Origin of the sequence: Sulfitobacter sp. HI0129 (assembly GCF_001635395.1) — a bacterium.
GTDB lineage: Bacteria > Pseudomonadota > Alphaproteobacteria > Rhodobacterales > Rhodobacteraceae > Sulfitobacter.
In genome coordinates, this window is the sequence record NZ_LWGH01000754.1 from 1 (window position 1) to 14,229 (window position 14,229).

Annotated in this window: 14 protein-coding genes; 13 read left to right on the plus strand and 1 reads right to left on the minus strand. The window is 65.1% G+C overall.

Going from position 1 to position 14,229, the window contains the following annotated elements:
* Positions 1-1,388, plus strand: a 1,388-nt coding sequence (murD, locus tag A3764_RS18520) for a UDP-N-acetylmuramoyl-L-alanine--D-glutamate ligase (protein ID WP_067951919.1), incomplete at its 5' end; no start/stop codon positions are given.
* Here murD and A3764_RS18525 read toward each other — a convergent pair.
* Positions 1,385-2,581 carry an NAD(P)/FAD-dependent oxidoreductase gene (locus tag A3764_RS18525; RefSeq protein ID WP_067951921.1) on the minus strand — a complete coding sequence of 399 codons (1,197 nt, stop codon included), beginning with the start codon at positions 2,579-2,581 and terminating at the stop codon, positions 1,385-1,387. The genes murD and A3764_RS18525 overlap by 4 nt on opposite strands.
* Positions 2,582-2,731: 150 nt before the next feature.
* On the opposite strand from A3764_RS18525, the gene A3764_RS18530 reads away from it, so the two are divergent.
* The 12 genes from A3764_RS18530 (at position 2,732) to ftsZ (ending at position 13,986) form a co-directional block, all read left to right on the plus strand.
* Complete coding sequence (locus tag A3764_RS18530) at positions 2,732-3,259, plus strand: redoxin domain-containing protein (RefSeq protein WP_067923965.1); 528 nt, start codon at positions 2,732-2,734, stop codon at positions 3,257-3,259.
* Between the two features lie 130 nt (positions 3,260-3,389).
* Positions 3,390-4,559, plus strand: a complete 1,170-nt coding sequence (gene ftsW / locus A3764_RS18535; RefSeq protein WP_067923968.1) for a putative lipid II flippase FtsW — start codon at positions 3,390-3,392, stop codon at positions 4,557-4,559.
* Between the two features lie 40 nt (positions 4,560-4,599).
* Complete coding sequence (locus A3764_RS18540; RefSeq protein ID WP_067923971.1) at positions 4,600-5,700, plus strand: UDP-N-acetylglucosamine--N-acetylmuramyl-(pentapeptide) pyrophosphoryl-undecaprenol N-acetylglucosamine transferase; 1,101 nt, start codon at positions 4,600-4,602, stop codon at positions 5,698-5,700.
* On the plus strand, positions 5,697-7,112 hold the full coding sequence (gene murC / locus A3764_RS18545; RefSeq protein WP_067923974.1) for a UDP-N-acetylmuramate--L-alanine ligase: 1,416 nt from the start codon (positions 5,697-5,699) through the stop codon (positions 7,110-7,112). The genes A3764_RS18540 and murC overlap by 4 nt, the downstream gene beginning before the upstream one ends.
* Complete coding sequence (locus A3764_RS18550; RefSeq protein ID WP_330220275.1) at positions 7,109-7,360, plus strand: DUF2484 family protein; 252 nt, start codon at positions 7,109-7,111, stop codon at positions 7,358-7,360. Before murC ends, A3764_RS18550 begins: the two co-directional genes overlap by 4 nt.
* Complete coding sequence (locus tag A3764_RS18555) at positions 7,357-7,617, plus strand: DUF2484 family protein (RefSeq protein WP_067923977.1); 261 nt, start codon at positions 7,357-7,359, stop codon at positions 7,615-7,617. Before A3764_RS18550 ends, A3764_RS18555 begins: the two co-directional genes overlap by 4 nt.
* On the plus strand, positions 7,614-7,931 hold the full coding sequence (locus tag A3764_RS18560; protein WP_067923980.1) for a hypothetical protein: 318 nt from the start codon (positions 7,614-7,616) through the stop codon (positions 7,929-7,931). Before A3764_RS18555 ends, A3764_RS18560 begins: the two co-directional genes overlap by 4 nt.
* Before the next feature lie 40 nt (positions 7,932-7,971).
* On the plus strand, positions 7,972-8,940 hold the full coding sequence (gene murB, locus A3764_RS18565; protein WP_067923983.1) for a UDP-N-acetylmuramate dehydrogenase: 969 nt from the start codon (positions 7,972-7,974) through the stop codon (positions 8,938-8,940).
* Positions 8,941-9,043: 103 nt separating this feature from the next.
* Positions 9,044-9,922: a D-alanine--D-alanine ligase gene (locus tag A3764_RS18570; RefSeq protein ID WP_067923986.1), complete on the plus strand. Its 879-nt coding sequence runs from the start codon at positions 9,044-9,046 to the stop codon at positions 9,920-9,922.
* Positions 9,910-10,791, plus strand: a complete 882-nt coding sequence (locus tag A3764_RS18575; protein WP_067923989.1) for a cell division protein FtsQ/DivIB — start codon at positions 9,910-9,912, stop codon at positions 10,789-10,791. Before A3764_RS18570 ends, A3764_RS18575 begins: the two co-directional genes overlap by 13 nt.
* Positions 10,792-10,804: 13 nt before the next feature.
* The gene (gene ftsA, locus A3764_RS18580; RefSeq protein WP_201722205.1) at positions 10,805-12,139 is read left to right on the plus strand and encodes a cell division protein FtsA; all 1,335 of its coding nucleotides are present in this window, start codon (positions 10,805-10,807) and stop codon (positions 12,137-12,139) included.
* A 173-nt stretch (positions 12,140-12,312) separates the two neighbouring features.
* Entirely contained in the window at positions 12,313-13,986 is a 1,674-nt protein-coding gene (gene ftsZ / locus A3764_RS18585; protein WP_067923996.1) for a cell division protein FtsZ, read from the plus strand.
* The last annotated feature ends 243 nt before the right edge of the window (positions 13,987-14,229 follow it).

Consider the following 14,229-nt stretch of genomic DNA (forward strand, 5'->3'; position numbering starts at 1 on the left):
TGGAAGGCGCGCGGGTCGCGGTTCTCGGGTTGGGCCGGTCGGGGCTGAGCACGGCGCGGGCGCTGGCCGCCGGGGGCGCGAAACCGCTCTGCTGGGATGACAATCCCGCCGCACGCGCCCGCGCCGAGGCGGAGGGGCTGACCTGTCGCGACCTGCACGAGGCGGGCGTTTTCGACAAGGTCGCGCGCCTGATCGTGAGCCCGGGCATCCCGCATCTTTACCCCGCGCCGAACCCGGTGATCGCGGCGGCGCAGGAAGCGGGCGTGCCGGTGGACAATGACATCGGCCTGTTCTTCCAGAGCTTCGCCACCCTTGCATGGGACAATTACGACCAGGCCCCGCGGGTCGTGGCCGTGACCGGATCGAACGGCAAGTCGACGACCAGCGCGCTCATCCATCACATCATGACGCAGGTGGGACGGCCCTGCCAGCTTGCGGGGAACATCGGGCGCGGGGTGCTGGACCTTGACCCCGCGATCGACGGAGAGATCGTGGTGCTGGAACTGTCGAGCTACCAGACCGAACTCGCCCGGGCGCTGACGCCTGACATCGCCGTCTTCACCAACCTCAGCCCTGACCATCTGGATCGGCACGGTGGAATGGGGGGCTATTTCGCGGCCAAGCGCCGGCTTTTCGCCGAAGGCGGCCCGGACCGGGCGGTGGTCGGCGTCGACGAGGCGGAGGGGCGGTTTCTGGCCGGGCAGCTTGCGGAAGGGCCGGGCGACGACCGGGTGATCCGCATATCGGTGGAGCGGAAGCTGACGACGCCGGGGTGGCACGTCTGGGCGCGCAAGGGGTTCCTTTCGGAGTATCGGCGCGGCAAGCAGGTCGGTTCCATCGACCTGCGCGCGATCGCGGGTCTGCCGGGGGCGCATAACCATCAGAACGCCTGCGCCGCCTATGCCGCCTGCCGGGCCATCGGATTGGCCCCCAAGGTGATCGAGGCGGCCTTCCACAGTTTCGGCGGTCTGCCGCATCGCTCACAGACCGTGGCGGAGGTGGACGGGGTCCGCTACGTCAACGACAGCAAGGCGACCAACGTCGATTCCGCTGCCAAGGCCTTGCAAGCGTTCTCGAACATCCGCTGGATTTGCGGCGGCCTGGAAAAGGAGGGCGGCCTTTCGGCGCTTTCGCAGGCGACGGGCGAGGTGCGCAAGGCTTACGTCATCGGGCGCGAGGCCGCCCAGTTTGCCATGCAGTTGCAGGTGGAGGCGGAGATCTGCGGCACGATGGAACGCGCCGTCGCCCGTGCGGCGGAAGATGCCGAAGCGGGCGACGTGGTGCTGCTGGCACCGGCGGCGGCCAGTTTCGATCAATACGACAGTTTCGAACGGCGGGGCGAGGATTTCGTGGCGCAGGTGCAGAAACTGGCCGGCGAGGGCGCTTAGGCGGTCTTGCGGCCCGATTGCTGCGCGATGGCGCGGGCCGCCGCCATGCCGGACGACCAGGCCCACTGAAAGTTGTATCCGCCCAGCCAGCCGGTGACGTCGACCGCTTCGCCGATGAAATAGAGGCCGGGGCAATTCGCCGCCTCCATGCTGCGGGAGGACAGGCCGCCCGTATCGACACCGCCCAGCGTGACTTCCGCGGTGCGGTAACCTTCTGTGCCGGAAGGCTGCAGCGTCCAGCCCCGCAGATCGTCCGTCAGCCCTTGCAGGCGCGCGTCCGACCAGTCGGCAAGGTTGCCGGACAGGTCCCGTTGCGCTTCGAGGTGATCGACCAGCCGCGCGGGCAGGTGGCGGGACAGTTCCGTCGTCAGGTTGCGGCGACCCCCGGCCTGCCGCTGCGTCCGCAGCGCCTCCAGCAGGGTCCCCGCGGGGTCGAGATCGAGCGATAGCGCGTCACCCTCTTCCCAGTAGGAGGAGATCTGCAGGGAAGCGGGGCCGGAAAGGCCGCGATGGGTGAAAAGGATCGCTTCGTCAAAGGCGGTGCCGTTCGCCATGGCCCGGGCGGGCAGGGCCACGCCCGAGAGCGGCGCGAAACGCCCGTCGGTGAAGGTGAAGGGCACGAGGCCCGCGCGGGTCGGCGTCACGGCGAGGCCGAAGCGCGCCGCGATATCATAGGCAAGGCCCGTCGCCCCCATCTTGGGGATGGATTTGCCCCCGGTGGCGACCACGAGCCTGTCAGCGGTTATTTCACTATTCCCATCAGCATCTTGCAGGGAGAAGTTGAAGCATCCATCCTGCTTCGCGAAACCGGATGCCGTGGCGCCAAGGCGCAGATCTGCCCCCGCCTGTTGCATCATGCCCCGCAACATGGCGACGATCTGCTTTGCCGACCCGTCGCAGAAAAGCTGGCCCAGCGTCTTTTCGTGCCAGGCGATGCCGTAGCGGTCCACAAGGTCGATGAAATCCCACTGGGTATAACGGGCCAAGGCGGACTTGGCGAAATGGGGGTTTGCGCTGATGAAGGCCTCCGGCGTGCAATGCAGGTTGGTGAAATTGCACCGACCCCCGCCCGAGATGCGGATCTTTTCGCCCGGGGCGCGGGCATGATCTACCACCAGCACGCGGCCCCCCGCATGGGCGGCGCACATCATCCCTGCGGCGCCTGCGCCGATGATCGCGGTGTCGTAATGCATGGCGCGGCTCTGCCCGGTTTGTCGGTGCCGGTCAAGGCGGGCAGAGCCCTGCACGCGGCGCATGGCGGCCTTGCTTGCAGTGTTGTGAAGGAACGGGGCGGAGGCTCTCGCGTTGGGCCGGGAACGAGAAATTCCAAAAGGAGCTTGATAATGACAATGTTGAAAGCCGCCGAATCCTTTCCGAAGGTTACCGTGAACAAACTGGGCGGGGGTGAAATGACGCTCGGCACGCCGCAGAACGGGCGTGACTGGCAGATGGTCGTGGTCTACCGCGGTCTGCACTGCCCGATCTGCAAGAAATACCTAAAGCAACTCGAAGGGTTGCAGGACAAGTTCTATGATTCCGGCGTTGATATCATCGCCGTCTCCGGCGACCCCGAGGATCGGGCCAAGCAGATGGCCGAGGAGCAGGAGCTCACTGTGCCGATGGCCTATGGGCTGACCCTTGAGCAGATGTCGGAGCTTGGTTTGTACATCTCCGACCCCCGCAGCCCGCAGGAAACCGACCGGCCCTTCGCCGAACCGGCAGTCTTCGTGGTGAACGGCGAAGGCAACGTTCAGATCGTCGATGTATCCAACGCCCCCTTCTGCCGCCCGGACCTTGAACAACTGGCCAATGGGCTGAAGTTCATTCGCGAAAAGGACTATCCGGTCCGTGGCACGCGCAAGGCCGCCTGACCTGTTGCAAGAATGCGCACCAGCCCGAAACGGGCTGGTGCGATTCACCGTTCCGCGCTAGACTGTTTCGCAGATCCCGCAAAGGGGCATTCCCCAAGGGGACATCGAGGCAGTGTAAGGCGGCATAACCATGACAGAAATGGTATATGGCGCGGTTCCCCTAAGGGAAGCCGAGCCAATTCTCCCTAAATGGTGGCGTACGATCGACAAATGGGGCATGTCCTGCATCCTCATGCTGTTCGCGATCGGCATGCTTCTGGGGCTCGCAGCCTCGCCGCCGCTGGCGGCCAAGAACGGCTTCGCCCCCTTCCACTATGTCGAACGGCAGGCGTTCTTCGGGGGTGTCGCGGTCGTCGCGATGATCCTCACCTCGATGATGTCGCCGCGCCTTGTGCGGCGGCTCGCCATCATCGGGTTCATCGCTTCCTTCGTGGCGCTGGCACTGCTGCCGTTCTTCGGGACGGATTTCGGCAAGGGGGCGGTGCGCTGGTATTCGCTGGGCTTCGCCAGCTTCCAGCCCTCGGAGTTCCTCAAGCCCGGATTCGTGGTGGTGGCGGCCTGGATGATGGCCGCCTCGCTCGAGATCAATGGCCCCCCGGGGAAGACATGGTCCTTCGCGCTCTGCATCGCCATCGTGCTGATGCTGGCCCTGCAACCGGACTTCGGGCAGGCCTGTTTGGTGCTGTTCGGCTGGGGCGTGATGTATTTCGTCGCCGGTGCGCCCATGGTCCTGCTCGTCGGGATGGCGGGAATGGTCGTGGTCGCGGGAACGGTGGCCTATTCCAATTCCGAGCATTTCGCGCGCCGGATTGATGGCTTCCTGAGTGTCGAGATCGACCCGACCACCCAGCTTGGCTATGCCACCAACGCGATCCGCGAAGGCGGGCTTTTCGGCGTTGGCGTGGGCGAGGGTGAGGTGAAGTGGTCGCTGCCGGATGCGCATACCGATTTCATCATCGCCGTCGCGGCAGAGGAATATGGGCTTGTGCTGGTGCTCTGTATCATCGCGCTCTATACGGTCGTGGTCGTGCGCTCGCTCATGCGGCTGGTGCGCGAGCGTGATCCCTTTATCCGGCTTGCCGGAACGGGGCTGGCCTGCATGTTCGGCGTTCAGGCGATGATCAACATGGGTGTTGCGGTGCGGCTTTTGCCTGCGAAGGGCATGACCCTGCCGTTCGTCAGCTATGGGGGATCATCGGTGATTGCCTCGGGCATCGCGGTCGGTATGCTGCTGGCGTTCACGCGAAACCGTCCGCAGGGCGGCATATCGGACATACTGGGGCGCGGGCGCATCGGATGACCGCGCCGATGCGCTTGAAACGCGTGCAACGGAGAATCGGGTGACCGCACCACTGTTGATCATTGCCGCCGGCGGTACGGGCGGGCATATGTTCCCCGCCCAGGCGCTGGCGGAGACCATGCTGGCCCGTGGCTGGCGGGTCGAACTGAGCACGGACGCCCGGGGCGCCCGCTATACCGGCAACTTCCCCGATGCGGTGGACATACGGCAGATCGCATCCGCAACCTTTGCGCGGGGCGGGCTGGTCGCGCGGGCCGCGGCGCCTCTCCGCATCGGGGCCGGAACCGCCGGGGCGCTTGCCGGGATGATGCGCGACAAGCCTGCCGCTGTGGTGGGGTTTGGCGGCTATCCCAGCATTCCCGCGCTCGCCGCCGCCACGCTGCTCCGGCTTCCGCGCCTCATACATGAACAGAATGGCGTGCTGGGCCGGGTCAATGCGCTCTTCGCGCGGCGCGTTCATGCGATTGCCTGCGGCACTTGGCCCACGGTTCTGCCCGACGGGATCGAAGGTATCCACGTGGGCAATCCCGTGCGCGCAAGTGTGCTGGAACGGGCCGGGGCGGGATATATTCCGCCGGGCGACTACCCAATGGAAGTGCTCGTCATGGGTGGATCGCAGGGCGCGCGGATCCTCAGCGACGTTGTGCCGCCCGCCATCGCCGCCCTGCCGCTCGACACGCTGCGCAACCTGCGTGTTAGCCATCAGGCGCGGGACGAGGACGGCGAGCGCGTAGCGGCCTATTACGCCGAGTCCGGCGTCAACGCCGAGGTGCAGCCCTTCTTTGACGACCTGCCGCGCCGCATGTCCGAAGCTCAGCTCGTGATCAGCCGGGCAGGCGCCTCCAGCGTGGCGGACCTGTCGGTCATCGGCCGCCCCGCCATCCTGATCCCCTTTGCCGCCGCAACGGCGGACCATCAGAGCGCCAATGCGCGCGGGCTGGTGGAGGCGGGGGCCGCCATCGAGATCCCGGAGGCGGGCATCACCCCCGAAGCGGTCACGGGACATATCGAAACCATCCTCACCGATCCGGACCGGGCCATGCAGATGTCGCGCGCGGCCCTCTCCGTCGGCATGCCTGACGCGGCCGAACGACTGGCCGGCATGGTCGAGGAAATCGCCCAAAAAGGAACCGGAAGATGAATGCAGCCACCAAACTGCCCACCGATGTGGGGGCCATCCATTTCGTTGGCATCGGGGGGATCGGCATGTCCGGTATCGCCGAGGTGCTTTTGAACCACGGATATTCCGTACAGGGGTCCGACGTGAAAGCCAGCAAGCTGACCGACCGGCTGGGCGAACTGGGTGCGCGGATTTTCATCGGGCAGGCCGCCGAGAACATCAAGGGCGCGCAGGTCGTCGTGATTTCTTCCGCCATCAAGCCGGGCAACGCGGAGCTGGATGCGGCCCGCGGCGCGGGGCTTCCGATCGTGCGGCGCGCCGACATGTTGGCGGAACTGATGCGCCTCAAATCAAACATCGCGGTCGCAGGCACCCATGGGAAGACGACCACGACCACGCTGGTCGCCGAATTGCTGGTGGCGGGCGGGATCGATCCCACCGTGATCAACGGCGGCATCATCCATGCCTACGGGTCCAACGCCCGCATGGGACAGGGCGAATGGATGGTGGTCGAGGCGGATGAAAGCGACGGCAGCTTCAACCGGCTGCCGGCAACCATCGCCGTCGTCACCAACATCGACCCCGAGCATATGGAGCACTGGGGCGATTTCGATGCGCTGCGTCGCGGATTCCTGGAATTCGTAAGCAACATTCCCTTCTACGGTCTGGCGGTCTGCTGCACTGACCATCAGGAGGTTCAGAACCTCGTCGGGCGGATTTCCGACCGTCGTGTCATGACCTATGGCTTCAATGCGCAGGCCGATGTGCGGGCGCAGAACCTGCGCTACGAAGGTGGCATTGCCCGGTTCGACATCGCGCTTCAGACCGAGGACATCGTGATCAGCGATTGCAGCCTGCCCATGCCCGGCGACCATAACGTCAGCAACGCTTTGGCGGCGGTCGCCGTGGGCCGGCACCTCGGCATGAAGGCGGAGGAGATTCGCGCCGCGCTCGCCGCCTTCGGCGGTGTGAACCGCCGCTTCACCCGCGTGGGCGAAGTGGACGGCGTGACCATCATCGACGACTATGGCCACCACCCGGTGGAGATTGCCGCTGTGCTCAAGGCCGCGCGTCAGGCGTCTGAGGGCCGGGTCATCGCCGTGCATCAGCCGCATCGCTATTCGCGCCTGCACAACCTGTTCGACGACTTCTGCGGCTGTTTCAACGATGCCGACGTGGTGGGCATTGCCGAGGTTTTCGCCGCCGGCGAGGACCCCATCGAGGGGGCGGATCGCGACAGCCTCGTGGCCGGGCTCATCCGTCATGGGCACCGCCATGTGCGCACCGTCGTGGATGAACAGGACCTTGTGAGACTGGTACGTGAACAGGCCCGTCCGGGCGATATCGTCGTCTGCCTTGGGGCCGGTTCCATCAGCACATGGGCCAACGGCCTGCCCGAACGGCTTGAGGCGGCGAAGGGCGCGGCCGCGTGATACTGGTCGTCTGGTGCAGCCTTTGGGTTCTGGCCTCGGCGGTGGTGGCGATGCTTCCCATGAAGCGCCAATACCTGCCGGGGGTGATCCTGCTGTTGGCGGCACCTGTCCTGATCCTGCTGTTGGGGCTTCGCTTCGGCTGGGTGGTCGCCCTGCTCGCATCGCTGGCTTTCGTTTCGATGTACCGTAATCCGCTTCGGTTTTTCTGGGTGCGGCTCTGCGGAAAGACGCCGGAGGTCCCGCGATGAGCACCTCTCTCATTCTTGCTTGTTTCTGGGCCGTCATCGCCAATGTCGTGGCCATGACGCCGAGTTCGGACAACCACTGGCGCAGCGCATACGGGCTGGTCGCGGTGGGCATTCCGCTTGTAGGCTATGTCACCGCGCAGCACGGTCCTCTGGCCGGGGTGCTGGTGCTGGCCGCCGGTTGCTCCATCCTGCGCTGGCCCGTCGTCCATCTGGGCCGTTATCTGGGCCGTAGCCTGCGGCGCGGCAGGCTGGAATGACAGCGGGCGTCTGGCTGGCCGTCGCGCTGCTCCTCGCGGGGCTCGCGATCTGCGCATGGGCGGGCTACCGAATGCGGCCCCTCGTCTTTGTCGCGGTGACCCTCGCGGGGCTCGCCGCCAATGCGCTTTGGATGGTGGTGGGGCTGCAGGCCGACCCGCTTTCGCCCCATGCGCTGATGGCGCAGGCGTCGCTCGTCCTCTACGCGGTGGTATCTTTCGGATCCGGCTGGCTGATCGGGCGGGTGCGGCGGCGTTTCATCGCCACCCGGGTGGATGAAGACACACCGGGCGGGCAGGTGCCGAAGGTGGAGTGAAGGGTTTGACCGCCCTGCGCAATGAAGCTAGGCGATTGGCATGACATCATCCGACACCACTCTTGGCGCTCTTCCGGCCCCCCGGGGAAAGCTGACCTATGACCGCCCGCTCGATGCCCTGACATGGTTGCGCGTGGGAGGGCCGGCGGACGCCTTTTTCCAGCCCGCGGACGAAGAGGACCTGAGCAGCTTTTTGGCGGCGCTGGATCCGGCGGTGCAGGTCTTTCCCATGGGGGTTGGCAGTAACCTCATCGTGCGGGACGGCGGATTACGCGCGGTGGTGATCCGGCTCGGTCGTGGATTCAACGACATCTCTGTCGACAGCGCGTCGGGCCGGGTGACGGCGGGGGCCGCAGCACTCGACGCGCATGTGGCGCGCAAGGCGGCGGACGAGGGGCGGGACCTGACGTTCCTGCGGACCATCCCGGGCAGCATCGGCGGCGCGGTGCGGATGAACGCGGGCTGCTATGGCACCTATACAGCGGATCATTTCGTCGAGGCGCGCGCGGTGGACCGGCAGGGCCGGATCGTCACGCTGACCGCCTCCGACCTCAATTTCCGCTACCGCCAGACCGATTTACCGGCGGGTATGGTCATCACGCAGGCGGTCTTTGCCCCGCCTGCTGGCGACCCCGCGACATTGCACGCCAAGATGGAAGATCAGTTGCGCCGCCGGGACGAAACGCAACCCACCAAGGACCGCAGCGCGGGCAGCACCTTCCGCAACCCGGCGGGCTTTTCGAGCACCGGTCAGGAAGGCGATATACACGATCTGAAGGCGTGGAAGGTGATCGATGAGGCGGGCCTGCGAGGCGCGCGACGGGGGGGAGCGCAGATGAGTCCGAAGCACCCGAACTTCCTGATCAACACGGGTGACGCTACGGCAGCTGATCTCGAAGGATTAGGTGAAGATATACGAAAAAAGGTTTACGCTTCCAGCGGCATCAGTCTAGAATGGGAAATCATGCGCATCGGTGAAGAACGCACAGGTTCCGATGCAGCCGGATAGGCCTTAATTAGGCATAATAATACCAAGAGAGCCGAAAAGGCTCAAAACATGAGGCACTTAGGTGGGTACGTCGAGCAGGACAGCCCCTGTAGTCGCAGTATTGATGGGAGGGCCTTCGGTTGAACGCGAAGTCTCCCTATCCAGCGGTCGCGCCTGCGCCGCAGCGCTACGCGAAGGGAATTTCGAGGTCATCGAGGTTGATGCCGGGCCGGATCTCTGCGCGCGACTGACCGAGCTTTCCCCCGACGTGGTCTTCAACAGCCTGCATGGCCGCTGGGGAGAGGATGGCTGCGTTCAGGGCCTGCTGGAGTGGCTGCAAATCCCCTATACCCATTCCGGGGTACTCGCTTCGGCCCTTGCGATGGACAAGCAGCGCAGCAAGGATGTCTACCGCGCCATCGGTCTGCCGATCGTGGAAAGCAAGCTCTGCCCCCGCGATACGGTGCGCGCGGAACATGTGATGCCGCCCCCCTACGTGGTGAAGCCGAACGCGGAAGGGTCCAGCGTCGGCGTCTATCTGGTCGGCGATGGCGCTAACAGCCCGCCCCAGCTTTCCGATGATATGCCGGACATGGTCATGGTCGAAGCCTTCGCGCCCGGGCGCGAGTTGACCACCACCGTCATGGGCGACCGGGCGCTGACGGTGACGGACATCATCACCGATGGCTGGTACGACTACGACGCCAAGTACAAGCCCGGCGGGTCGCGCCACGTGGTGCCAGCGGAGATCCCGCAGGAAATCACCGATCTCTGCCTCGACTATGCCCTGCGCGCCCATCGCGCCTTGGGCTGTCGCGGCGTGAGCCGCACGGATTTTCGGTGGGACGAAAGCCGCGGTGCCGACGGGCTTGTCCTGCTGGAAACGAATACCCAGCCCGGCATGACTGATACGTCGCTGTCACCGGAGCAGGCGAAAGCCTGCGGCATCTCATTTGCAGAGCTTTGCGCCTGGATGGTGGAGGATGCGTCATGTTCGAGGTGAACCTGCGCCGCCCGCCCCGGTCCCGGCTGGACCCCGCGCCCTCCCGCTGGGCGTGGCGCATGCAACGCCTGATGCTGACGCCCGGTTTCCGGTTTGGCCTGCGGGTGGGGCTGCCCTTCGCGCTCACCCTGATCGCGGGCACGATCTACCTGTCGGACGAAGAGCGGCGCACCGCGATCGGCGAAAAGGTGGCGGAGGTACGCCGTAGCATTGAGGAACGGCCCGAGTTCATGGTCAAGCTCATGGCCATCGACGGTGCCAGCAAGGAGCTTTCGGCACAGATCCGCGAAACCGTGCCCCTCGATTTCCCGCTCAGTTCCTTCGACCTCGACCTGGCGGAGGTCCGGTCGCGCATTTCCGATCTGCCGGGTATCCAGCAGGCCAGCGTGCGCATCCGCCCGGGCGGTCTGCTGCAGGTGGACGTTGTGCCGCGCGTGCCCGTCGCGCTCTGGCGCAGCGAAACCGCGCTGACACTGGTCGATGCGACCGGGGCCGCCGTCCGTGCCGCACCCGCGCGGGGCGACCGTGCGGACCTGCCGCTCATCGCGGGCGAGGGGGCGACGGACCATGTGACCGAAGCGCTCGATCTGGTGCGGGCGGCCGCTCCGCTGGGGTCGCGGCTGCGGGGGTTGGTGCGCATGGGCGAACGGCGCTGGGATGTCGTGCTGGATCGGGACCAGCGCATCCTGCTTCCCGAAACCGGCGCGGTACAGGCGCTGGAGCGCGTGATCGCGCTGGAGGGCGCGCAGGACGTCCTCTCACGGGACGTGGTGCAGGTGGACATGCGGATCGCCGCTCGGCCCACCATCAGAATGAACAAGAATGCCACCGAGGAATGGTGGCACGTAAAACAGTACTCAGGGCAGTAATTTTAGGGCAGCAATGATGGATCTATACGACACACAACGATCGATGCGTCACATGCGCAAGCTCGCGATGCAGCGCGGGGTCGTCGCTATCCTCGATGTCGGTAGTTCGAAGATCGCCTGCCTCATCCTGCGGTTCGACGGCAACGGACCGCTGGGAGAGGAGGGCGAGATCGGCTCATTGGCCGGGCAATCCGGTTTCCGGGTGATCGGTGCCGCAACGACCCGGTCGCGCGGTGTGCGCTTCGGCGAAATCAGCGCCATGGGAGAGACCGAGCGCGCGATACGCACCGCGTTGCAGGCAGCCCAGAAGATGGCGGGTATTCGCGTCGATCACGTCATCGCCTGTTTCTCCGGCGGCGCACCGCGCAGCTACGGGCTGGATGCGGAGCTTGAACTCGACGGGCAGATGGTCGCAGAGCAGGACGTGGCCCGCGTTCTGGCCGGCTGCGATGTGCCCGAATACGGCGAAGGCCGTGAGGTCATGCATGCCCAGCCCATCAACTTCGCGCTCGATCACCGCTCCGGCCTTGTCGATCCGCGGGGCCAGATCGGTAACCGGCTGTCCGTGGACATGCACATGCTGACGGTGGACGCCGCAGCGGTGCAGCACCTCGCCCATTGTATCAAGCGCTGCGATCTCGAACTCGCCGGCATCGCCTCGTCTTCCTATACCTCCGGCATCTCGGCGCTTGTCGAAGACGAACAGGAACTGGGTGCGGCCTGTATCGATCTGGGCGGTGGCTCCACCGGGGTGTCGATCTTCATCAAGAAACACATGATCTTTGCCGATTGCGTGCGCATGGGCGGGGATCACATCACCAGCGACATCTCCATGGGGTTGCAGGTGCCCACGGCCAATGCCGAACGGATCAAGACCTTTTACGGCGGCGTGCACGCCACCGGCATGGACGACCGGGAGATGATCGAGATCGGCGGCGACACGGGCGATTACGAACACGACCGCCGCACCGCCAGCCGGGCCGAGCTGATCGGCATCATGCGCCCCAGGGTGGAGGAAATCCTCGAAGAGGTGCGCGCCCGGCTCGACGCCGCGGGCTTCGATCACCTGCCCAGCCAGCAGATCGTGCTGACGGGTGGCGGCAGCCAGATACCGGGCCTCGACGGGCTTGCCAGCAAGATACTGGGCCAGCAGGTCCGCTTGGGCCGCCCGCTGCGGGTGCACGGGTTGCCGCAGGCCGCGACCGGGCCGGGCTTTGCTTCGGCTGTGGGCCTCGCGCTCTTTGCGGCACATCCTCAGGATGAATGGTGGGACTTCGATATCCCTGCGGATAGCTATCCGTCGCGGTCGCTCAAGAGGGCGGTCAAGTGGTTCAGGGACAACTGGTAGACGCTATATGATGTACAAACGCCAAAATCGGGGAAAAACCGGCAAAAACTTGCCCATATATTGCGGTAAATTGTCGATTTCCGCGTGACGAAAGGGCAACATAAGGATAAGATCAGGTAAATTTGGGAAGAAAATCTCGCAGGTAGCGGGCGAACAAAACAGGCGGACAGCACATGACACTCAACCTTTCGATGCCCGGACAGGACGATCTGAAACCCCGTATCACCGTCTTCGGTGTCGGCGGGGCAGGCGGCAACGCGGTCAACAACATGATCGAGAAGCAGCTTGACGGTGTAGACTTCGTGGTCGCGAACACGGACGCACAGGCGCTTCAGCAGGCCCGCGCCGACAATCGCGTTCAACTGGGCATCAAGGTGACCGAAGGGCTGGGCGCTGGCGCCCGTGCCACGGTCGGTGCCGCCGCCGCCGAAGAGAGCATCGAACAGATCGTCGATCACCTTGCCGGCGCGCATATGTGCTTCATCACCGCGGGCATGGGCGGGGGCACCGGCACGGGTGCGGCCCCCATCATCGCGCAGGCCGCGCGTGAGCTGGGCGTTCTGACCGTCGGCGTCGTGACCAAGCCCTTCCAGTTCGAAGGTGCCAAGCGGATGCGTCAGGCCGAGGACGGCGTGGAAGCGCTGCAGAAGGTCGTCGATACGCTCATCATTATCCCGAACCAGAACCTCTTCCGGCTCGCCAACGAAAAAACCACCTTCACCGAAGCCTTCTCGCTCGCCGATGATGTGCTCTATCAGGGCGTGAAGGGCGTGACCGACCTGATGGTCCGGCCCGGTCTCATCAACCTCGACTTTGCCGATGTCCGCGCCGTGATGGACGAGATGGGCAAGGCCATGATGGGCACCGGCGAGGCCGAAGGCGAAGATCGCGCCATTCAGGCGGCGGAAAAAGCCATCGCCAACCCGCTGTTGGACGAAATCAGCCTCAAGGGTGCTAAGGGTGTTCTCATCAACATCACGGGCGGGCACGACCTTACCCTGTTCGAACTCGACGAAGCCGCCAACCGCATCCGCGAAGAAGTCGACCCCGAAGCGAACATCATCGTGGGCTCCACCCTCGATACCGATATGGGCGGCACCATGCGCGTCAGCGTTGTCGCCACCGGAATCGACGCCACCGATGTGAACACCGAGATGCCGGTGCCGCGCCGTTCCATGAAACAGCCGCTGAAGCAGCAGGTCAGCAACGAAGCCCCCGCGCAGGAGCAGGCGCCCGAGCCGCAGCCCGTCGTCGCAGCGCGCCAGCAGCAGCCGCAGCAACAACAGCAGCAGCATTACCAGCCGCAACAGAGACAACAGGAAACCCTGTTCGAAGACCTCGACCCGCAGGAGGCTGCGGCCGAAGACCTGGCCGAGGATATCTTTGCCTCGGATGAGCCTGCACGGAACGACGATCTGCCCCCGCCCGCCTATCGCCCGCAGGTCGCGGAGTTCGAGCCGCGCCACGAAGAGATCGAGGCCGAGCAGGTGGAAGAATACGTCGCACCCCGCGCGCCCGGCACACCTTCGCCCGAGGCACTGGCCCGTCTGCGCGAAGCGGCACAGCGCGCAGCACCCGAGGCGCAGTCCCGCCAGCAGCAGCAGGCGCAGCATCGCGCTGCCGCATCGCAGCAATCCGGCGCGGATCGTCAGGGGCGTTTCGGGATCAATTCGCTGATCAACCGCATGACCGGCCACGGCGAAGGGGAGGCTGCACAGCGGCCCCAGCGCCAGCAGCCCCCGGTTCAGCAGCGCTCCGCCGCGGCGGCCCCGAAGCCGCAGGAAAGCCATGACGAAGATCAGGAACGGATCGAAATTCCCGCCTTCCTGCGCCGTCAAGCCAACTGAACCGGTAACGAAAATTCAACGAAAGGGTCGCCTTTGGCGGCCCTTTTTCTTTGCAAAACAACCTCTTGGCGCAGGGTTCCCCCGCTTGCGCGATATTGTTTCACCGATGTTTCATTCGGTTGCAAAGGTTGAATTGCGGTATCGGCTGGGGCGACTTACCTCTCTACCAACCCAGACAGTGATCTGTGAAAGACTGAGGAAGTAACCGTGCAGACGACGATCAAATCACCCATCAGCTTTGCT

Coding starts and splice junctions, on each gene's coding strand:
- A3764_RS18525 (WP_067951921.1), bottom strand. CDS start 2,581: ATGCATTACGACACCGCGATCATCGGCGCAGGCGCCGCAGGGATGATG.
- A3764_RS18530 (WP_067923965.1), top strand. CDS start 2,732: ATGACAATGTTGAAAGCCGCCGAATCCTTTCCGAAGGTTACCGTGAAC.
- ftsW (WP_067923968.1), top strand. CDS start 3,390: ATGACAGAAATGGTATATGGCGCGGTTCCCCTAAGGGAAGCCGAGCCA.
- murC (WP_067923974.1), top strand. CDS start 5,697: ATGAATGCAGCCACCAAACTGCCCACCGATGTGGGGGCCATCCATTTC.
- A3764_RS18555 (WP_067923977.1), top strand. CDS start 7,357: ATGAGCACCTCTCTCATTCTTGCTTGTTTCTGGGCCGTCATCGCCAAT.
- A3764_RS18560 (WP_067923980.1), top strand. CDS start 7,614: ATGACAGCGGGCGTCTGGCTGGCCGTCGCGCTGCTCCTCGCGGGGCTC.
- murB (WP_067923983.1), top strand. CDS start 7,972: ATGACATCATCCGACACCACTCTTGGCGCTCTTCCGGCCCCCCGGGGA.
- A3764_RS18570 (WP_067923986.1), top strand. CDS start 9,044: ATGGGAGGGCCTTCGGTTGAACGCGAAGTCTCCCTATCCAGCGGTCGC.
- A3764_RS18575 (WP_067923989.1), top strand. CDS start 9,910: ATGTTCGAGGTGAACCTGCGCCGCCCGCCCCGGTCCCGGCTGGACCCC.
- ftsA (WP_201722205.1), top strand. CDS start 10,805: ATGATGGATCTATACGACACACAACGATCGATGCGTCACATGCGCAAG.
- ftsZ (WP_067923996.1), top strand. CDS start 12,313: ATGACACTCAACCTTTCGATGCCCGGACAGGACGATCTGAAACCCCGT.